Genomic DNA, 20,764 nt, shown 5'->3' with positions numbered 1-20,764 from the left:
TACACTACGTGCTGTGAACCACGCGCCGGCGGTGTCGGCGCCCACCCATATACCGCGCGGGCCCGTCCGTGGCCCGCCGCCCAAGCCCTTCTCTAATTTCCCCCTTTCACCGCGATGCACCTCAATGAACTGAAGGCGCTGCACGTCTCGCAGCTGCTGGAAATGGCCGCAGGCCTGGAAATCGAAAACGCCAACCGCTTGCGCAAGCAAGAGCTGATGTTCGCCATCATGAAACGGCGAGCCAAGCAGGGCGAGCAGATTTTCGGCGATGGCGTGCTGGAAGTGTTGCCCGACGGCTTCGGCTTCCTGCGTTCGCCCGAGACCTCGTACCTGGCCAGCACCGACGACATCTACATTTCGCCGTCGCAGATCCGCCGCTTCAACCTGCACACCGGCGACTCCATCGAAGGCGAAGTTCGCACCCCCAAAGACGGCGAACGCTACTTTGCCCTGGTCAAGGTCGACAAGGTCAACGGCGTGGCGCCCGAAGCGATCAAGCATCGCATCATGTTCGAGAACCTGACGCCGCTGCACCCCAATCAGCCAATGCGCCTGGAACGCGACATCAAGAGCGAAGAAAACCTGACCGGCCGGATCATGGACATCTTCGCTCCCATCGGCAAGGGGCAGCGCGGCCTGATCGTGGCCAGCCCCAAATCGGGCAAGACGGTGATGATGCAGCATATCGCCCACGCCATCACCACCAACTATCCCGATGCCGTCATGATCGTCCTGCTGGTGGACGAACGCCCCGAAGAAGTCACCGAGATGCAGCGCACCGTGCGCGGCGAAGTCGTGGCGTCCACCTTCGACGAGCCGGCCACCCGCCACGTGCAAGTGGCCGAGATGGTCATCGAAAAGGCCAAGCGGCTGGTCGAGATGAAAAAAGACGTGGTGATCCTGCTGGATTCCATCACACGCCTGGCCCGCGCCTATAACACGGTGGTGCCGGCCTCGGGCAAGGTACTGACCGGCGGTGTCGATGCCAATGCGCTGCAGCGTCCCAAGCGCTTCTTCGGCGCGGCGCGCAACCTCGAAGAAGGCGGCTCGCTCACCATCCTGGGCACCGCGCTGATCGAAACCGGCAGCCGCATGGATGAAGTCATCTACGAAGAATTCAAGGGCACCGGTAACTCCGAAGTCCACCTTGAACGCCGCCTGGCTGAAAAGCGCGTCTACCCGGCCATCAACCTGAACAAATCGGGTACCCGCCGCGAAGAACTGCTGATCAAGCCCGAGCTGCTGCAAAAGGTGTGGGTGCTGCGCAAGTTCATCCACGACATGGACGAAGTCCAGTCGATGGAATTCATCCTGGACAAGATGCGCGCCACCAAGACCAACGCCGAATTCTTCGACATGATGAAGAAGTAGATCCCCCCCGAAGCGCTGCGCGCTTCCCCCCAGGGGGCGACGCTGGCGGACCGGCAGAGCCGGATCCGCGGCGTCCCGGGTCTGGGAAGGCCTGTTTCATGCCGGGTGTCTGGCTCCGTAGGTGCCAGACACCGAAGTAGGCAGCGATTGTTTCAATAGCACGGTGCCTGGCCCCCTGGCGGGAGGCCTACCTTGATCAGTGTTCGATGTAGTTCTCGACTGGCCCGGGCTTGGGCTCGGGCTTGGTCTCGACCGGCTGCAGCTTGGGGGCGTCCCAAGAGCCGGTTACCGTGTATTCCATGGTCATGGCGCGGGCCAGGGGTTGCTTCAGCAGCCACTGGGTCACGAACGCGCCCAGCCCGATCAGCGGATTGACCGCCAGCGCCGTCACCACGGCTGCCCCGCTGGCATCCAGGTTCGGAATCACCACTGCCTGCAAGTCCCAGCGCTCGGCCACGATATCGGTGTCGCCGGCCAGCACAATGGTGGCCACCGGACTACTGAGCTTGTAGCCCTCGGTATGCAGGATGCCACGGCTGAGCGTCATGTCACCGCGAATGGTGTCGAACGGAAAGCCATCGCGCAGCAGGTTGGCGGGATTGAATTCCAGCTTGGCCAGCCGCTGCACCGATTGCAGCGACAGCAATTCCAGCAAGCGTGCGCTGCGCGAATTCACATTCATGAAGCGCCCCTTGTCCAGGCTGACGCGCGCCTCGCCGTCGATATTGGCCAGGTCATGCGTCCAGGGCAGGTCGCGCCAGGTCAGCTTGCCTTGTACGGTGCCGCTGCCGCCGCCGACCACCTGCTTGTAGCCGATGCTGTCCATGAAAGCGCCCAGGTCCTTGAACTGGGCCTTGGCATCGACCGTCAGGCCGCGCTGCGCGCCCTCGAGCCGCCAGTTGCCGGTGGCGTCCAGTTCGGCCGAATCGCTGGCGAGGCGCAACTTGTCCAGGCGCCAGGACTTGCCGCGTTCCAGGTTGGTGCCCAGCACTTCAAGCGCCCCCACGTTGTGCCCGTACAGTGAAAACTGCTCGGCACGCAGGTCGATGGCGGGGATATCGGACAGGTCGCTGTCCGACACCTGCGTGTCGTCCTGGGTGGCGTCTTTTGCTTCCTGGCTGCCCACCGCCAAGTGCGTCAAGCGCGCCGTGACCTGGCCGGCAATGGCGCCCGAGGCCTCTTGCCAGGCCAGCGAGCCAGCCGCCTGGCGAGAATCCAGCTGCACCTGCCAGTGATCCGGCTGCGGCCGAGTGGCGCTGAGCTTCAGGTCGTCGAGCGTCCAGCCTGCCGTGCGCAAGCGTGTCGTTTGCAGATCGACACGATTGAGCATGGGCAAGGCCGCACGGCCCTGCTTGCCCCCTGCCTTGCCGCCACCTTTGGACGGCGTGGCTTCATCGGCGATTTTTTCCCAGGCATCCAGGTCGAGTTCGGGCATCTGGACGTCGACCGCAAGGCCGGTCGACGGCAGCGCGGCCGACCGGTGCACGCCCAGGGCGCCGCGCAAGAAATATGGCGCGCGGCGCGGCGCCGCGCGATCGTGTTCGAGCAACAGCGCCAGCTCGGTGCCCAGGTTGACCGATAGCTGGTCGCGCTTGCCCGCCGCCGACTCAGCCGGGGCCCAGCGGGCCTTCAGCGCCCGGCTGTCGGCCCGGGCCTTGCCTATGGGTGCCGGAAGATCGATGCCCAGGCCGGCCAGGTCGGATTCGATCGAAATGTCCAGCGTGCCACCCGCGCCATAGCCCAGTTTCCCGCGGTACCTGGTCTGGCCCGTGAAGCGTTCCATGGCGGGACTATCGGTCAGTTGCGCCAGCCCGGCCGCCGGCAGCGTACCCGCCAGGTTCAACGCGTCGCCATCGTGTTCCAGCCTGCCGGAGACCGTGGCAGGCCCGTCCAGGAACTCGCCCCGCAGTGCTTCCGTGCGGATGCCGAGCTCGGAAAAATGCAGTACGCCGTGCAACTGGCGCAGTTCGGGCATCTGCGGCACGAACCGGAAATTGTTGCCTGCAAAAATGATACGGCCATCGACCTTGGTGTCGTCGGCATCGAGCAGCGGCACTTCCAGCTTCAGCGGAACCTGCCACGTACCCGTGCCCTCGGCCGACTCGAGCGTGCCGTCGAGCAATTCACCCAACGGCGAATTGGCCGCCAGCGCCAGGTAGGCCGGCACCGGTCCCGAGGTCTGTCCGTCGACGTGCAATATGGAATGGTGCTCCATGTCGGGGATCGAGGCGGTCACGGCGCCCAGCGTGACCGTGTGACCGTCTCCGGTGTGGGCAATCGCGCCGCCCGGGCTGTCCAGCGACAGGCTGACCTTGTCTACCGCGAAATGGCCCGACAGGTTCTCAAGCCGCGGCCAGCCCTTGGTGTCGCCATGCGCCGGGGCATAGTCGACGATGGCGCCGGCGTAGGCCCCGGCGATGCGGAATTCGCCGACGTCGCCCGGATCCTCGAACGGGAATTCGTCCAGGTCGCCCTTGACGGTGACCGATGCGTCGCGCGCCTGGCCGGCCGGCAGGCCGCGTGCCAGCCATTCACGGGCATCGGCGTTGACCTCGAGCGGCAGGTACTTGTAGATGGCGGGCATGGCGGCGCGCGCCAGGTTGCCCTGGAAATCGGCGGTGCCGGCGGCAGTCTTGCCCTGGCTGGTCCAGCGGCCATGCAGGCGCGCATCCAGGTCGGTGTTGACGATATCGAGCTGGCGCACGTCGATCACGGCGGGCTGCTGCGCCGGGCGGCGCAGGCTGGCGTCGATGCGCACCGTATCGGCCTGCAGCAGCGCGGGATCGAATGTGTGCGGCAGATTGGCACGCAGGCCGGTGAGTTCGCCGCGCAAGGCCATGCCCGATCCTTCGTCGCCGCGCGCCAGTTGCACGTCGGCGAACTGCACCACATCGCCAGGGGCCCCCTGCACGCGCAAGCTGGCTTCGGCCAGGCCGACCGACGTGGCATCGCGGCCCTGCCAGTACACGTCGCGCAAGGCGGTATCCAGGGTGAGATCCGTCACTGCGCCCTGCTCCAGCGTCAACCACGCACGCGCGGCCGCACGGCCGGCAACCTTGGGCACCGCCAGCCAGGGCGCCCACGCCGAGGGCTCGGCATCGTTGACTTCGGCATAGATCTCGCCCGTCCAGCGTTGCTGGCCGGCCAGCAAGGGATTGCGCGAAAAGCGCCCGCGCAGCGACACATCGCGCGCCAGCGCGGCGGGCGGTTCGGCATTGAGCGCAAAACGGTGCGCCAGCGTGCCGTTGTACAAGCGCAGGCTGACGCTGCGCAGCGTCATCTCGGGCGCCTGGCGGTATTGATCGTGCCAATGCACCGTGGCATTGGCCAGCGCAATATCGCGCTGCGCGCCCAGCCAGCGCAGCAGCCGCGACTGGCTGCGCGCGTCGTGCCCGCCGTCGAGATCGATGGACTGGCCTGCCACCCATAAATGGTTGCCGGTATCGCGCCGCACCCGCAGTTCGGGCCCGTCGATACGCAGGCTGAGCAGGCTGGGCGACAGCAGCAGCACGCTGCGCCAGGCCAGCACGGCCGAGACCTCGGGCAAGACCAGGACGGGTTCGGCTTGATCGTCGTAAATCGACAGCGAGGTCAGCTTCAGGCGGGGGTTCAAGCCGCGCCAGTCGGCCTCGATGTGCCCGATGTCGACCCGGGCACCCAGTGTTTCGCTGGCATATGCCTCGATGCGGGGACGCCATTGGTCGATCTGCGGCAAGACCCAGTAGCGCAATCCCAGAAGTACGACGGCCACGACAACGTAGAGGGCCAGTGCAATCCAGCAAAGAGAGCGAATGACTTTGGCAGGCAGGGACACGGATCAGTGGGCAGGGCAAGCGTCTTCGGGTATCGTCCCCTTATACCTGAAACGCGTCATTCCGTCTGCCCGCCCCCACAATGCCTGCTTCCCTGCTTGCCCCCGCCCTTGCCTGGTCTGGCTACCTGCGCCGCCGTGTCGATGCCCACCCCGACCTGGCTGCCTGGCTGGAAACGGCAGCCCGCCATCCCGTCACGCCCAATGCCCTGGCGGCCTGGCAGGCCGAACTGGCGGGCGACGACGCCCCCGAGATCCTGCCGGTGGCGCTGTGCCGGGAAATCCTGCGCAAACTGCGCGAGCGCGTATTCACGACCCTGATGGTGCGCGACCTGGACGGCCAGGCCAGCCTGGAAGAGGTGGTGGGTGCCATGACGGCGCTGGCCGACCTGGCCGTGGCGGCAGCCTATCGCAGCGTGGCCGCCGAGCTGGCCGCCGTACATGGCGTGCCGCGCGACCCGGCCACCGGCGCGCCGCAGGAAATGCTGATACTGGGCATGGGCAAGCTGGGCGGCTGCGAACTGAATGTGTCGTCGGACATCGACCTGATCATGCTGTACGGCGAAGAAGGCGACACCGATGGACCGCGCCGTATCAGCCATCACGAGTTCTACGGGCGCCTGACGCGGCGCATGATGCCGGTGCTGTCCGAAGCCGACGCCCATGGCCAGGTGTTTCGCACCGACCTGCGGCTGCGGCCCGACGGCGACGCCGGGCCGCCGGCCTGGAGCCTGGATGCGCTGGAACACTACCTGGTGGCACAGGGCCGCGAATGGGAGCGCTATGCGTGGCTGAAGGCACGCCTGATCCCGGTGCAGGCATTCGCCGACAGCGACACAACCGCGCAAGTGCGCCAGCTTGAAAGCCTGCGGGTGCCCTTTGTATATCGCAAGTATTTCGACTTCGATGCGCTGGCATCGCTGCGCGCCCTGCGCGAGCGCATTCGCCAGGACTGGCAGCGCCGTGCGCTGGCGCGCAACGGCATCGATAGCGCCAACAACATCAAGCTGGGCGACGGGGGTATCCGCGAGATCGAATTCGTCGTGCAGTTATTCCAGCTGGTGCGCGGCGGGCGCATGCCTGCCCTGCAGCAGCGCAGCCTGCTGGCGGCCTTGCATGCCGAGCGCGACGCCGGCCTGATCGGCACGCAAGACGCGCAACGCCTGGAACAAGCCTACCGCTTTCTGCGCCGGGTCGAACACACTCTGCAATACCGCGAAGACGAGCAAACGCATCTGTTGCCCGGCGACCCCGAGCAACGCGCCCGGCTGGCGGGCGCCCTGGGCATGCCGGCCGATGAATTCGAACGAACCCTGGCCGATCACCGGGGCTTCGTGGCGCAAACTTTTCGCAACGCCTTCCGCCTGGCCGGCATGGGCGATGGCGAAGAAGCAGCCAGCCCGGCGTCGGCCGCGGCCGAAAGCTGCGCCGACAGCGGCGACCAGGATGCCGAGAGCCGCCTGGCCGCCCAGATCCGCCAGGCCTTCGGCGACCAGGCTGATGACCTGCTGCGGCGGGCCGAATCGCTGCTGGACAGTCATCGCGTGCGCAGCCTGCCCGAAAGCAGCCGGCGCCGCCTGGAAGCGCTGCTGCCCGCCGCCGTGCAAGCCGCCGGGCAGACCCCCGCCCCGCAACAGGCGGCGGTACGCCTGTTCGACCTGATCGAGACCATCGCGCAGCGTAGCGCGTACCTGGCCTTGCTGGCGGAATTTCCGGACACGCTGGCGCGCGTGGCCCGCATGGTGGCGGCCAGCCCATGGGCGGCGCAGTACCTGACCCAGCACCCGCTGCTGCTCGACAGCCTGATCGATTGGCGCACCTTGTTCGAGTCACTTGATTTCGCACAGATGGCGCACCAGTTATCGGCCGACCTGGACGCCTGCAAGCTGCCTGACGGCGACCCCGACATCGAACGGCAGATGAACCTGATGCGCGACGTGCAGCGCCAGGCCAGTTTCCAATTGCTGGCGCAAGACCTGGAGGGCGAGCTTACGGTAGAGCAACTGGCCGACCAGTTGTCGGCGCTGGCCGACATGCTGCTGGCCGAGACCGTGCGCCGCGTCTGGCCGCTGGTGAACCGCCAGGCCGGAGCGCAGCCACACTTTGCGGTTATCGCCTACGGCAAGCTGGGCGGCAAGGAATTGGGCTACGCCTCGGACCTGGACCTGGTGTTCCTGTTCGACGACCCGCGCGACGATGCACCCGAGCTCTACGCCAAGCTGGGCCGCCGCATGACCTCGTGGCTATCGACCATGACTTCGTCCGGCCGCCTGTACGAAACCGACTTGCGGCTGCGGCCCGATGGCGAAGCCGGCCTGCTTGCGGTGTCGGTCGAGGCCTTCGAGCAGTACCAACTGAAACATGCCTGGGCCTGGGAACACCAGGCGCTGACACGGGCCCGCTATGCGGCCGGCGACACCGCCGTCGGCGCACGCTTCGAGCGCATCCGCGCCGACGTGCTGGTACAACCGCGCGACACGGCGGCGCTGCGCGACGAAGTGCTCGCCATGCGCGACAAGATCAGCGCGGGCCACCCCAACCATAGCGGCGACTTCGACCTGAAGCACGATCGCGGCGGCATGGTGGACGTGGAATTCGTGACGCAATACCTGGTGCTGTGCCACGCCGCCACGCACCGCGTGCTGGTGAACAACCTGGGCAACATCGCACTGCTGCGCCTGGCGGCCGAGGCGGGCCTGATCCCCGCCGACCTGGCGCAGCGCGCGGGCGATGCCTACCGCACTTTGCGGCGCAAGCAGCACCAATTGCGCCTGCAAGGCACCGAGAAAGCCCGCGTGCCGCAAGACCAGTTGACCGAAGAGCGCGCAACCGTGACCGCCTTGTGGGCCCGGGTACTGGGCGAGGCCTCGCCGGCATAGGCAAGTCGGCGTAAAATAAGGGTTTTTACCGCCGTAGTGCTGCCTTGCCATGTCTGAATTCGTGCGCCCCAAACTCGACCTTCCCGCCGGCCGTCGCAAAGTGCTGATGCACTCGTGCTGCGCGCCCTGTTCCGGCGAGGTCATGGAAGCCATGCAGGCGTCCGGTATCGACTATTCCATTTTCTTCTACAACCCGAACATCCATCCGGTCAAAGAGTACGAGATCCGCAAGCAGGAAAACATCCGCTTCGCCGAGCAGCACGGCATCGCGTTCATCGACGCCGACTACGACATGGACAACTGGTTCGATCGGGTCAAGGGCCTGGAAAACTCACCGGAACGCGGCGAACGCTGCACCGTATGCTTCGACATGCGGTTCGAGCGCACGGCGCTGTATGCCCACGAGCATGGTTTCGACACCATCACCAGTTCGCTGGGTATTTCGCGCTGGAAGGACATGAACCAGATCAACGGCTGCGGCGAACGCGCCGCGGCACGCTATGACGACCTGGTCTACTGGACCTACAACTGGCGCAAGGGCGGCGGGTCGCAGCGCATGATCGAGATCTCCAAGCGCGAGAACTTCTACCAGCAGGAATACTGCGGATGCGTGTATTCACTGCGCGACACTAACCGGCATCGGCGGTCGCAGGGGCGGGATCGGGTGCATATTGGCGTGAAGTTTTATGGTAAGGATGAATTGGTGGATAAGGCTACGTTGCAGGAGTGACTGTCAGGCTGGTTGGTTGAGTTCGGGTTCTTGAGGCGTCGGTGCGGTGGGCTGGGGGTTGCGGGACTTCAGGATTGCAACCACGACGGCCAGAAAACAAGCCCATCCCGCAGGAATCATCCTCTTACCGCCGCAAAGACTCCCAAGTCTTCATCAGCCTCTTCACCGAGACCGGCATAGGCGTCCGCAATTCTTGCGCGAACAAGGCGACGCGCAGTTCTTCGAGCAGCCAGCGGAAGTCGTCCAGCGCCGGATCGGGTGCGCCCTTCAGAGCCGAGCGTGCGCGCTGGTACTGGGTCAGCAACGGCGCCATGTCGGACATCAGCCGGGCATCGCGTGCCGGGTCGGCCCGCAGCTTGTCGATACGCGCCACCACTGCCTTCAGGTAGCGCGGGTAATGCGCCAACTGCGCGTGCGGCGTGTCGCGCACGAACCACTTGGGCATCAGCGCCCAGATCTGCTGCTGCAGGTCGGCATAGGCCGCGGCATGCGGCTTGGCCTGCGGCAGCTTGCGCTGCACGGCGCCATATTCGGTCAGCACGGCCTGCGCCAGGCGCGCGGCTTCCTGCGCCAGCAGCCCCAGGCGGCCCTTGCCTTCCTGGCGGCGCGCCTCGAACGCTTCGGCATTGGCCGGCCAGGGTTCGCCCAGGCAGGCCTGCGCCAGGGCACAGTCGATGATCTGGTCGCGCAGTTCTTCCTGCGTGCCCAGGTTCATGTACAGCATGCTCATCTTGGTCAGGTCGGGCAGGTTCTTGTCCAGGAACTTCACCTGCTCGCGCAGGCCCAGGCGAAACAGCCGCAACAGCCCTGCCCGATGATGCCGCCGCGCCTCGTCCGGATCGTCGAACACATCCAGGTCGCAATGCGTGCCGCGGTCGACCAGTGCCGGGTAGCCGATGACCGACTGGCCCTTGCGCTTGATCTCCATGATCTCGGGCAGCGGGCCGAACGACCATGAGCTCAGGTTCTCGTGCGCCAGCGCCTGGGCGACGCCGGCATCGCGTACCGCCAATTGCTGGAACGTGGCCTGGGCCTGCTTGCCGAATTCGGCCTTCAATTGCGCCAGGTTGCGGCCCGCGGCCAGCATGCGGCCGTGCTCGTCGACCACCTTGAAATTCATGAACAGGTGGGCGGGCAGCGTCTCGAGCTTGAAATCGCCCGGCACGGGGCGCACCTGCACCTGGGCCCACATATCGGCGATCAGCGCGTCCACCAGGCCGTGCTGCGGATCGTCGAGCTGCTCGTAACAGCGTTCGTAGAAACCGGCGGCGTAATCGGGCAGCGGCACGCAGTGCCTGCGCAGCTTCTGCGGCAGCGACTTCAGCAGCAGGTGCACTTTTTCTTTCAGCATGCCGGGTACCAGCCATTCGCAGCGCGCCGGATCGACCTGGTTCAAGGCGAACAGCGGCACTGACAGCGTCACGCCATCGCGCGGCGAACCCGGTTCGAAATGGTAGTCCAGTGGCATGGACACGCCCTGCCATTCGACCTGCTTGGGAAACACGTCGGTGGTGACGCCGGCCGCCTCGTGGCGCATCAGCTCGTCGCGCGTGAGCAGCAGCGCGGCGGCGGCTGGCTTGTCCAGGCCATGCACCCAGTTTTCCAGTGCGGTGGTCTGTGAAATATCCGGCGGCAACTGGCGGTCGTAGAAGGCATGGATAAGCTCGTCATCGACCAGGATGTCGGGCCGCCGGGCCTGGTGTTCCAGCTTCTCGATGCCGGCAATCAGCTTGCGGTTGTGCGCAACGAATGGCAGCCGCGTGTCGATATCGCCGGGCACCAGCGCCTGGCGGATGAACAATTCGCGCGCATGCTGCGGATTGACGCGCCCGTAATGGATACGGCGGCCGGCGTAGACCACCAGCCCATACAGCGTGGCCCGTTCATTGGCGACCACCTGGCCGGCTTTTTTTTCCCAGCGCGGATCCGACCAGTTGCGGCGCAGCAAGTGCGCTGCCGCGCGCTCCAGCCAGGTGGGTTCGATGCGCGCGATGCAGCGCGCGTATAGCCGCGTGGTCTCGACCAGTTCGGCCGCCACGATCCAGCGCCCGCCTTTCTTGGCCAGGCGCGAGCCCGGGTGGATGTAAAAGCGGATGTCGCGCGCGCCCCGGTACAGGCCGCCCTCTTCGCCCTTGAAGCCGATATTGCCCAGCAGGCCCGCCAACAGCGCCAGGTGCAGTTGCTCGTAAGTTGCCTCGGACTGGTTGACACGCCAGCCCTGCTCGCCCACCAGCGCCGCCAACTGCGTATGCACGTCGTGCCATTCGCGCAGGCGGATGGGCGACAGGAAATTCTGGCGCAGCAATGCCACCAGCTTGCGCTGCGAGGCCTTGTGCTGCACCTGCTCGCCGTACCAGCGCCACAGCTTCAGAAAGGAAATGAATTCGGACTTCTCGTCGCTGAACTTGGCATGTGCGGCTTCGGCGGCCTCGCGCTCGGCCATGGGGCGGTCGCGCGGATCTTGCACCGACAGGGCCGAGGCGATGATCAGCATCTCGGCCAGGCACTGGTGTTCGCGCGCGGCCAGGATCATGCGGCCGATACGCGGATCGACCGGCAGCTTGGCCAGTTCGTGGCCGGTGCGGGTCAGCACGTAAGCCGAACCGGTGCGCGTGCTGTCGGCCGTATCGGGGGCCTCGTCCTCGGCTGTGGCCGAGGCCAGTTCGATGGCACCCAGTTCCTGCAGCAGGTGGTAGCCATCGGCGACGGCACGCCCCGGCGGCGCCTCGACGAACGGAAACTGCTCGATATCGTCGAGCTTCAGTGATTTCATGCGCAAGATCACCGAGGCCAGCGAGGAACGCAGCACCTCGGGGTCGGTGAAGGCCGCCCGGGCGTCGAAATCCTGTTCGTCGTACAGGCGGATGCACACCCCAGGCCCCACGCGGCCGCAGCGGCCGGCCCGCTGGTTGGCCGAGGCGCGGCTGATGGGCTCGATGCGCAGTTGCTCGACCTTGTTGCGCCACGAATACCGCTTGATGCGAGCCAGCCCGCTGTCTATCACGAAGCGGATGCCGGGCACGGTCAGCGAGGTCTCGGCCACGTTGGTGGCCAGCACAATGCGGCGCGCGTTGGTGCGCGGATGAAAGATCTGTTCTTGTTCGGCCTGCGACAGCCGCGCATACAGCGGCAGCACCTCCGTGCCGACCGGATGGTGCTTGCGCAAGGCCTCGGCCGATTCACGGATCTCGCGCTCGCCCGGCAGGAACACCAGCACGTCGCCTGCGCCGTGGCGCGCGCACTCGTCGACCGCATCGACGATGGCATCGATCAGGTCGCGCTCTTCGTCGCCTGCCAGGCGCTCGCGGTTCGGCTTGGCACCCGCGGCAGGTTCGTCTTCGGCGGCTTCCTGCCGTACGGGGCGATAGCGCAGTTCAACCGGGTACAGCCGGCCCGACACTTCGATGACCGGTGCCGGCTCGTCTTGCGACGCACCGAAATGGCGGGCAAAGCGCTCGGCATCGATGGTGGCCGAGGTGATGATGACTTTCAGGTCGGGGCGCCGCGGCAGCAATTGCTTCAGGTAGCCCAGCAGGAAATCGATGTTCAGGCTGCGCTCGTGCGCTTCGTCGATGATCAGCGTGTCGTAGCGGCGCAGCAGCGGGTCGCGCTGCGACTCGGCCAGCAGGATGCCGTCGGTCATCAGCTTCACCGAGGCGTTCGGACCGGTGCGGTCGTTGAAGCGCACCTGGTAGCCCACGATCTCGCCCAATGGCGTGTTCAGCTCTTCGGCGATGCGCTTGGCCACCGAAGTGGCGGCCAGGCGCCGCGGCTGGGTGTGGCCGATCATGCGCTGGCGGCCTCGGCCCAGTTCCAGGCAGATCTTGGGTAGCTGCGTGGTCTTGCCCGAACCGGTTTCGCCGCTGACGATAACGACCTGGTGACCGGCGATGGCGCGCGCGATCTCGGCCCGCCGCGCGCTGACGGGCAGGTCTTCGGGATAGGCGATGGCGGGAATGGGTCGCTCGGGGCGCTGCGTGGTGCCGCGCGCGGGCGGGCGGGAGACTTCGGGCATGTACGGATTATCCTCTGAGCGCCTATTATAAAAACTTGCCAATTCTGCCGCTGGGCGGCCCCTACAGGAGCAATACGATGGATCTGGGAATCGAGGGCAGGCGCGCCCTGGTGTGCGCATCGAGCAAGGGCCTGGGCCGCGCCTGTGCGCTGTCGCTGGCGCGCGAAGGTGCACAGGTGGTGATGCTGGCGCGCGGCCGCGATGCCCTGGAAGCCGCCGCGGCCGAGATCCGCCAGCAGACCGGCGCCCAGGTGGCCACGGTGGCCGCCGACATCACCACGCCGGCCGGCCGCGCGGCCGCGCTGGCCGCCTGCCCCGACCCGGATATCCTGGTCACCAATGCCGGCGGCCCCAAGCCCGGCGATTTTCGCGACTGGTCGCGCGACGACTGGATCGCCGCGCTGGATGCCAACATGCTGACGCCCATCGAGTTGATCCGCGCCACGGTGGACAAGATGATCGAGCGCCGCTTCGGCCGCATCGTCAACATTACCTCGGCCGCGGTGAAGATGCCCATCGACATCCTGGGCCTGTCCAACGGCGCCCGCACCGGCCTGACCGGCTTCGTGGCCGGCCTGGCTCGCCAGGTGGCGGCCCACAACGTTACCATCAACAACCTGCTGCCCGGCCCGTTCGCCACCGACCGCCTGACCCAGACCGCCGTCAAGGCGGCCGAAAATACCGGGCGCAGCGTCGAAGACGTAATCGCGGCCCGCCAGGCCGGCATCCCGGCCCGCCGCTTCGGCGACCCGGCCGAATTCGGCGAGGCCTGCGCCTTCCTGTGCAGCGCCCAGGCCGGCTACATGACCGGGCAGAACCTGGTGCTGGATGGCGGGCTGTATCCGGGCACGCTGTGAGACGGCGATGGCATGGGGCCGCCCGCCTCAGGAATACATGCTTTCGTCGGATCCCCACGGGCTGGCGCTGCGACTGAAAAAGGCCCGCGGCGTGGTGTCCGCGATGCGCTTGAAGGTGGTGCAGAACGTCGAGGCATCGGCAAAGCCTGACTCGACCGCCGCGGCGAACATGGATTCGCCCCTTGCCATCAGGGTCAGCGCATGCAGTACCTTGGCCTGCCGTAGCCACACCGCGTAAGAAACGCCGGTCTCGGCCGTCATTCGGCGGCCGAACGTGCGCAGCGACATGCCGGCATGGCGCGCCGCATCCTGGGTGGCGGGCGCTTGCGCGGGATCTTCCAGCACGTGCTCGCACAGGTACCGCAGGCCAGCCGAGCGGGGCCATGGCAGGTTGATGGCCGGCGCCGGCAGCAGGCGGATTTCGTCGACCACCAGGCGGGTGATCCGATCCAGCCGCGGCACTCGTGGCGCTTTCAGCGGCGCTTCCGCCAGGGCCAGCACCAATTCGCGCAGCAAGGCACTGAGCGTCACGCGGCAAGGCTCGGCGCGCAACGGCCGGCTGCGGCCGCGCGAAATGAATACGGTGACGATCCGGCTGCCGGCCCGCGCCGACAATTCCGCGTCTACGCCGGCCGGCAGCCAGAGTGCCGAGTCGCCCGCCAGCAACCAGACATCCGCCTGGGTGCGCACCGCCAGCACACCGGACAGCACGATCAGCAGCCGCGCGCGATTGCGGCCGCTGCTCGTGCGGCGCGTGCCGGCTGCCCACGCCGCGGCCATGGCGCTGACGGGCGCGCTGGCGTTTTCGTAGTCTTCGAATTTCTCGCTTTTACCGTACACGGCGCGCCTTGAAGGCTGGTGGAAAAGATGGCGTTTTTTGCAAATACTTTGGCTTTTATAGCAAATATGGTGGCCGGCCAGTCCTTTAATGTGTCCCACATCCTAAAAAAACCGGAGACACGCATGAACACGCACAAGTACCTATCCAATGGGGCATGGCGCATACCCCTGGCCATGCTGGCGGGCCTGCTGGCGGGGGCTCAGGCCAGCGCCGCGCAGTCTGTACGCATCGGCATCGTGGCCGACATGTCGGGAGTCTATGCGGATGTCAGCGGTGCGGGCGTGGTCCACGGCGCGACGCTCGCGGCACAGGATTTCATGCAACGCAACCCGGGATGGAAGGTCGAGATCCTGGCGGCGGATCACCAGAACAAGGCCGATATCGCCAGCGCCCGGGCACGGGAATGGATAGACCGCGAGAATGTGGACATGGTGATGAACGGAGCCAACTCGGCAACCGGGCTGGCCGTGGCGGGCGTCGCCGCCGAAAAGCATCGTGTCAATTTCGATGTCGGGGCGGCGACCACGCGGCTGAGCAACGAAAGTTGCACGCCCTACACCGTCCAGTACGTCTATGACACCTATATGCTGTCGCACGCGACCGCCAGCGCGCTGGTCAAGCATGGCGGAAAGCGCTGGTTCTTCCTGACCGCGGACTATGCCTTCGGCCATTCGCTGGAAGCCGATACCAGCAAGACCGTGACACAGAGCGGCGGGGAAGTGCTGGGTGCCGTCAGGCACCCAGTCAACACGCCGGACTTCTCGTCCTACCTGCTGCAGGCCCAAAGCTCGCACGCCGACGTGATCGGCCTGGCCAACGCCGGCGGCGACACCATCAATGCCATCAAGACCGCCAACGAGTTCGGCCTTACCGGACAACAGAAACTGGCGGGCCTGCTGCTCTTCATCAACGACATCGACAGCCTGACCTTGCCGGTGGCCAAGAACATGTACCTGACCACCGCCTGGTACTGGGACCTGAACGACGATACTCGCGCTTTCGGAAAACGCTACTTCCAGAAAATGAAGCGCATGCCCAACATGGCGCAGGCCGGAGCCTACTCTGCCGTATCCACGTATCTCGAGGCCACGCTGAAGACCGGCAGCAAGGACGCCGACGCCGTGATGAAGACGCTCAAGTCGATGACCATCCAGGACATGTTCACCCGGAGCGGAAAGATCCGCGCCGACGGACGCATGGTGCACGAGGCCTATCTGATGCGGGTCAAGCAGCCGGACCAATCCCGCTACCCCTGGGACTACTACGACATCGTCGAGACCATCGCGGCCGAAGACACGGTGCTGCCCCTGGCGCAGTCGCGCTGCCCGCTGTTGGGAACGCCGGGATGAACATGCAACTCGACGCCGAACACCTGGCCTGGCAGCAGCAAGTGCGCGCGTTCGTGCGCGACGAACTGGTTCCCTTGTCCAGCCGCATCGAAGCAGAGGCACGCATACCGCAATCGGCCATCGCCCGGCTGCGCGACATGGGGCTGTTCGGAACCCACACGCCGCGCCAGTACGGCGGCCTGGGGCTGTCCATGCTGGGCAGTTGCATCGCGGTGGAAGAGCTAGCCGCCGCGCACATCGCCTTCTATTACACCTGCGGCGTGAACATCCACATAGGCTCCAAGGCCATCGAGATTGCCGGCACCGAGGCGCAAAAGCGCGATTACCTGGCGCCGCTGGCGCGCGGCGAATTCATCGGTGCCCTGGCCATGACCGAGCCGCAGGCCGGATCCGATGCCGCCGCCATTGCGACACGAGCGGTGCGGCAGGGCGACCGCTACGTCTTGAATGGCAGCAAGACCTTCATTACCAACGCCCAGATCGCCGATTGTTTTACGGTGATCGCGCGCACGGCCGACAACCCGGGCAGCGGCGGACTATCGGCATTCATCGTTCCCGGCGATACGCCCGGCCTGATGGTGGGGCCGCCGATGCCCATGCTGGGCGGGGCAGGTTCACTGCACAACGAAGTGACCTTCACCGATTGCGCAATACCCGCCAGCCATCTGCTGGGGCGCGAAGGCGAAGGCTTCAGGCTGGCCATGCAATGCCTGGACCATGGCCGCACGCATTGGGCGTTTTACTGTACCGGCCTGGCGAGCGCATTGCTGCGCCTGGCCATGGCGCGCGCGACCGAACGCCGCCAGTTCGGCCGGGCGCTGGCCGACAACCAGGCCACGCAATGGCTGCTGGCCGACATGGCGGCATCGCTGCATGCCGCCCGGCTGGTGGCGCGCGACGCCGCCTGGCAGTTCGACCATGATCCCGCGGGCCGCACGCTCTGGTCGGCCATGGCCAAGCTGGCAAATGCCGATATGGTTTTCCGGATTGCGGACCATACGCTGCAGTTGTACGGTGGTTATGGCTATTGCAAGAACCACCCGATCGAGCGCATGTGGCGGGAATCGCGCGTGGTCAGGATCCTGGATGGCACGTCGGAAATGATGCGGCAGATCGTCGCGCGAGAATGCCTGAAAGGCGTTTTTCCCCTTGAGTGAACAGACCAAGATGCCTCAATCGCAACAACCTGCCCTGCCCGGCCTGATGCAGGACTACCCGCTTACCGTCGGCATGCTGCTCGAACGCATGGGCGAACTACACGGCCATAAAGTCCTGACCACCCGCCGCGCCCATCAATTCGAACAGTCCACCTATGCCGCGCTGATCGCCCGCGTGCACCGGTTGGCGGGCGCCCTGCATGACCTGGGTGTCGCTCGCGGCGAGCGCGTTTCCACCTTGATGTGGAACGGCCCGGAACATCTCGAAGCCCATCTGGCCGTGCCCGCGATGGGTGCCGTGCTGCACACTGTCAATGCCAGGCTGGCGCCTGCCTCGATCGCCCGCGTGCTCGAGCAGACGGCGCCACGCGTCGTGCTGGTTGAGGAATCCCTGGCCGACGTACTGCTCTCGGTACCGCTGCCTTCGTCGGTATGTGCCGTGCTGGTGGCCGACTGCCGCAACGCGTGCCATGCATGGCCCGAACCCGCGCGCGGCGCCCACCGCTGGTTGCGCTACGAAGACCTGCTGGCGCAGGCCGATCGCCACTATTTCTGGCCGGCACTCGACGAACGCAGCGCCTGCGGCATTTGCCATACGTCCGGAACCACAGGCGCGCCCAAGGGGGTGGTGTACAGCCACCGCTCGACCGTGTTGCACGCCATGTCCTGCCTGTACGCCGACGGCATCGGCCTGCGCGAGCGCGATACCTGCCTGCCGGTCGTGCCCCTGTTCCATGCCCATGGCTGGGGTTTTCCGTACGCATCCTGCCTGGCGGGCGCCTCGCTCGCCTTCAGCCACCGCAATTCCGACCCCGCCGCACTGGCCGAGCTCATCGAGCGCGCCGGCGTCACCCTTGCGACCGCCGTCCCCACGGTATGGATCAATCTGCTGGAGCAGCTTCGCAGCGGCGCCATCCCGGCCGGCCGCCTGCAAACCCTGCGCCACATCCCCATCGGGGGCGCCGTGGTGCCGGGCCACCTGATCGAGGGCTACGCCGAATTCGGCATCCACGTGCGCCACTGCTGGGGCATGACCGAAGCGTCGCCGCTGGGCCTGGTATCGATGCGGCGCAGCGAACTCAGCGACACGGAATGGGCGGCGGCGCGCAACCATCAAGGCATTGCGCCGGTTGGCTGCCAGGTGCGGGTCGTAACCGATACCGGCGTGGTGGCCCCGCGCGACGGCAAGACGGTGGGCGAACTGCAATTGCGCGGCGCCTGGGTCGCCGACAGTTATTACGCGCCGGACAGCCCGGGCCTGCGCAACGACGCACAGGCGTTCGTCACCGACTCGGACGACCGGCGCTGGCTCAAGACCGGCGACATGGCCTGGATCAACGCGTTGGGATACGTGCATATCGTCGACCGGGCCAAGGACCTGATCAAATCCGGCGGCGAATGGATCTCGAGCCAGGATCTCGAAACCGCGCTGATGGAGCATCCCGCCGTACGCGAGGCGGCCGTCGTGGCCGTGCCCGACGATATCTGGCAGGAACGGCCCATGGCATACCTGTCGCTGGCGCACCAGCCGGAATGCGGCACGCCGAATTTCGCCGCCTATCTTGAAACGCGCTTCCCGCGCTGGCAGATCCCCGAACGCTTCGTCGTGCTGCTGGAACTGCCCAAGGGCGCCACCGGCAAGATAGACAAGGCCCAACTGCGCATCCTGGCCGCCAGCCCGCGCGGCCAGGCCGGCAAGGGCCGCTAGCGGCCAGACGGCCTGCCCGGTACACCCGTACCCCGGCCCGAAGTGTTGCGCGTACGCCCGGCCCCTGCCGCAAACCCCGGCAATGCCTGCCCCGCAGTCATATAATTTCCGCCAGCGCCGGGCCTTGCGCCCGGCACCGGCCGCGCCTGCCGGCGTGCCCTATTCTTCAGGAAGCCCAATCACCCATCATGCCCGACCAGGAACCCGACACCGTCTCTGCCCAAGAAGCCCCAGAATTCGCCGCCGCGCAATTCGTACGATGGTTCCGCGAGGTTGCCCCCTACGTGCATGCTTTCCGAGGCAAGACCTTCGTGGTCGCCTTCGGCGGCGACCTGGTGCAGGCGGGCGCGCTGAACGCGCTGGTGCAGGACTTGTCGTTGTTGTCGGCGCTGGGGGTGCGGCTGGTGCTGGTGCATGGTTCGCGCCCGCAGGTCAATGAGCAATTGCGCCTGAAAGGCTATACCCAGCAGTTCGACCGCGGCATGGCGCCCACCGACCCGGCCGCGCTGGAATGCGCCAAGGAAGCCGCCGGCGAGATCCGCCTGGATATCGAGGCAGCCTTCAGCCAGGGCTTGCCCAACACGCCGATGTCGCATTCGCATATCCGCGTCATCTCGGGCAATTTCGTCACCGCCCGCCCCACCGGGGTGGTGGGCGGCATCGATTACCAGCACACCGGCCAGGTCCGCAAGATCGATGTCGACGCCTTGAAGTTCGCCATTGAAAAGGGCTCGTCGGTGGTGCTGCTGTCGCCGCTGGGTTTTTCGCCCACGGGCGATGCCTTCAACCTGGCCATGGAAGAGCTGGCCACCAGCGTGGCGGTGGCCCTGCGCGCCGAGAAACTGATTTTCCTGTCCAGCTCGCCCGGCGTGCTGGCCCCCGACGGCACGGTGGACACCGAACTGGCCCGGATCGATGCCGACGCCCTGCTGCAGCAAGGCGAACTGGACGAAGACACGGCGTTCTTCCTGCGCCATGCTTCGCTATCGGTCAAGCGCGGAGTGGCGCGCGCGCACCTGGTGCCCTATGCCCTGGATGGCAGCGTGCTGCTGGAAATCTTCACCCACGATGGCGTGGGCACCATGGTGGTCGAAGACACGCTGGACGACTTGCGCCCGGCCACGCTGGATGACGTGGGCGCTATCCTGAGCCTGATCGAGCCGCTCGAGGCCGACGGCACGCTGGTGCCGCGCCCGCGCAGCGTGATCGAACGCGAGGTCGAGCGCTTCACGGTACTGGAGCACGACGGCGTCATTTACGGCTGTGCCGCGCTGCATCCCTACCCTGACGATCACATGGCGGAAATGGCCTGCCTGATCGTGAATCCCGAATGGCAGGGTTCGGGCGAAGGCGAGATCCTGTTGCGCCACATGGAATCGCGCGCCCGTGCCATGGGCGCGCGGCGCCTGTTCGTGCTGACCACCCGCACTTCGCACTGGTTCATGAAGCGCGGGTTCGTGCAGGGCGGGGTTGCCGACCTGCCGCGCGAGAAGCAGCACAACTACAACCGCTCGCGCAACAGCCTGGTTTTCATCAAGAAACTGTAAACGGCCCGGTTTGTAACCGCGGCTGGCCGGCGCGCCGGGCCGCGGGCCGCTAAAATGGCAGGTCCATCATTGAAACCGGCAGCGAACCATGTCCCGTACCGTCAACTGTGTAAAACTGAAGCGCGAAGCCGAAGGGCTGGACTTCCCGCCCTATCCCGGCGAACTGGGCACCCGCATCTGGCAAAGCGTGTCCAAGGAAGCCTGGGAAGAATGGAAGCAGGTGCAAACCCGGCTGGTCAACGAAAACCGCCTTAACCTGGCCGACGCCCGCGCCCGCAAGTACCTGCAGCAGCAAATGGAACGTTTTCTGTTCGAAGACGGCAGCGTCGAGGCCCAGGGCTTCGTGCCGCCTTCGGCGTAATCCCTGCAGCCTGGCAAACATGCATCGCGCACGCAAGGTGCGCGATGCATGCGCGCAAACCCATGGCTGCTGCCCTTGAAACACCCGCCCTGGCAGGGTAAGCCCAGGCACCGAAGGCCCCTGCCAGCGGATTCTGGC

12 protein-coding genes are annotated in these 20,764 nt (G+C 66.2%); 9 read left to right on the top strand and 3 right to left on the bottom strand.

The window, feature by feature from the left end:
- The first annotated feature begins 114 nt into the window (after positions 1 to 114).
- A complete protein-coding gene (gene rho, locus KW845_RS05190) occupies positions 115 to 1,371 on the top strand; it encodes a transcription termination factor Rho (protein WP_218368083.1) in 1,257 nt (418 codons plus the stop codon).
- A 196-nt stretch (positions 1,372 to 1,567) separates the two neighbouring features.
- On the opposite strand, the gene KW845_RS05185 is transcribed toward rho, so the two are convergent.
- Positions 1,568 to 5,122 (bottom strand): YhdP family protein, encoded by a 3,555-nt coding sequence (locus KW845_RS05185; protein ID WP_370628178.1) that lies wholly within the window; start codon positions 5,120 to 5,122, stop codon positions 1,568 to 1,570.
- 143 nt (positions 5,123 to 5,265) lie between these two features.
- Here KW845_RS05185 and glnE point away from each other — a divergent pair, with 143 nt between their 5' ends.
- Positions 5,266 to 8,061: a bifunctional [glutamate--ammonia ligase]-adenylyl-L-tyrosine phosphorylase/[glutamate--ammonia-ligase] adenylyltransferase gene (glnE, locus tag KW845_RS05180; RefSeq protein ID WP_218368082.1), complete on the top strand. Its 2,796-nt coding sequence runs from the start codon at positions 5,266 to 5,268 to the stop codon at positions 8,059 to 8,061.
- A 49-nt stretch (positions 8,062 to 8,110) separates the two neighbouring features.
- Positions 8,111 to 8,791 (top strand): epoxyqueuosine reductase QueH, encoded by a 681-nt coding sequence (locus tag KW845_RS05175; protein WP_218368081.1) that lies wholly within the window; start codon positions 8,111 to 8,113, stop codon positions 8,789 to 8,791.
- 124 nt (positions 8,792 to 8,915) lie between these two features.
- Here KW845_RS05175 and hrpA read toward each other — a convergent pair whose 3' ends face one another.
- Positions 8,916 to 12,806, bottom strand: coding sequence for an ATP-dependent RNA helicase HrpA (gene hrpA, locus KW845_RS05170; RefSeq protein ID WP_218368080.1), 3,891 nt, complete (start codon positions 12,804 to 12,806; stop codon positions 8,916 to 8,918).
- A 77-nt stretch (positions 12,807 to 12,883) separates the two neighbouring features.
- Here hrpA and KW845_RS05165 point away from each other — a divergent pair, with 77 nt between their 5' ends.
- Positions 12,884 to 13,663: an SDR family oxidoreductase gene (locus KW845_RS05165; RefSeq protein WP_218368079.1), complete on the top strand. Its 780-nt coding sequence runs from the start codon at positions 12,884 to 12,886 to the stop codon at positions 13,661 to 13,663.
- A 27-nt stretch (positions 13,664 to 13,690) separates the two neighbouring features.
- On the opposite strand, the gene KW845_RS05160 is transcribed toward KW845_RS05165, so the two are convergent.
- The gene (locus KW845_RS05160) at positions 13,691 to 14,503 is read right to left on the bottom strand and encodes an AraC family transcriptional regulator (protein WP_218368078.1); all 813 of its coding nucleotides are present in this window, start codon (positions 14,501 to 14,503) and stop codon (positions 13,691 to 13,693) included.
- Positions 14,504 to 14,626: 123 nt separating this feature from the next.
- Between KW845_RS05160 and KW845_RS05155 the strand changes: the two genes are divergently transcribed.
- The 5 genes from KW845_RS05155 (at position 14,627) to KW845_RS05135 (ending at position 20,626) form a co-directional block, all read left to right on the top strand.
- Complete coding sequence (locus KW845_RS05155) at positions 14,627 to 15,853, top strand: ABC transporter substrate-binding protein (protein WP_218368077.1); 1,227 nt, start codon at positions 14,627 to 14,629, stop codon at positions 15,851 to 15,853.
- Positions 15,850 to 17,010 (top strand): acyl-CoA dehydrogenase family protein, encoded by a 1,161-nt coding sequence (locus tag KW845_RS05150; RefSeq protein ID WP_218368076.1) that lies wholly within the window; start codon positions 15,850 to 15,852, stop codon positions 17,008 to 17,010. Before KW845_RS05155 ends, KW845_RS05150 begins: the two co-directional genes overlap by 4 nt.
- A gap of 10 nt (positions 17,011 to 17,020) precedes the next feature.
- Positions 17,021 to 18,718: a long-chain-fatty-acid--CoA ligase gene (locus tag KW845_RS05145; protein WP_218368075.1), complete on the top strand. Its 1,698-nt coding sequence runs from the start codon at positions 17,021 to 17,023 to the stop codon at positions 18,716 to 18,718.
- Positions 18,719 to 18,906: 188 nt separating this feature from the next.
- Entirely contained in the window at positions 18,907 to 20,265 is a 1,359-nt protein-coding gene (gene argA, locus KW845_RS05140) for an amino-acid N-acetyltransferase (protein WP_218368074.1), read from the top strand.
- A gap of 88 nt (positions 20,266 to 20,353) precedes the next feature.
- A complete protein-coding gene (locus tag KW845_RS05135; RefSeq protein WP_218368073.1) occupies positions 20,354 to 20,626 on the top strand; it encodes an oxidative damage protection protein in 273 nt (90 codons plus the stop codon).
- The last annotated feature ends 138 nt before the right edge of the window (positions 20,627 to 20,764 follow it).

It is taken from the genome of Bordetella sp. BOR01, assembly GCF_019218885.1.
Lineage (GTDB): Bacteria > Pseudomonadota > Gammaproteobacteria > Burkholderiales > Burkholderiaceae_B > Bordetella_A.
The sequence above is the reverse complement of the archived record's forward strand: the minus strand, read 5'-3'. Positions and strand labels throughout refer to the sequence as shown.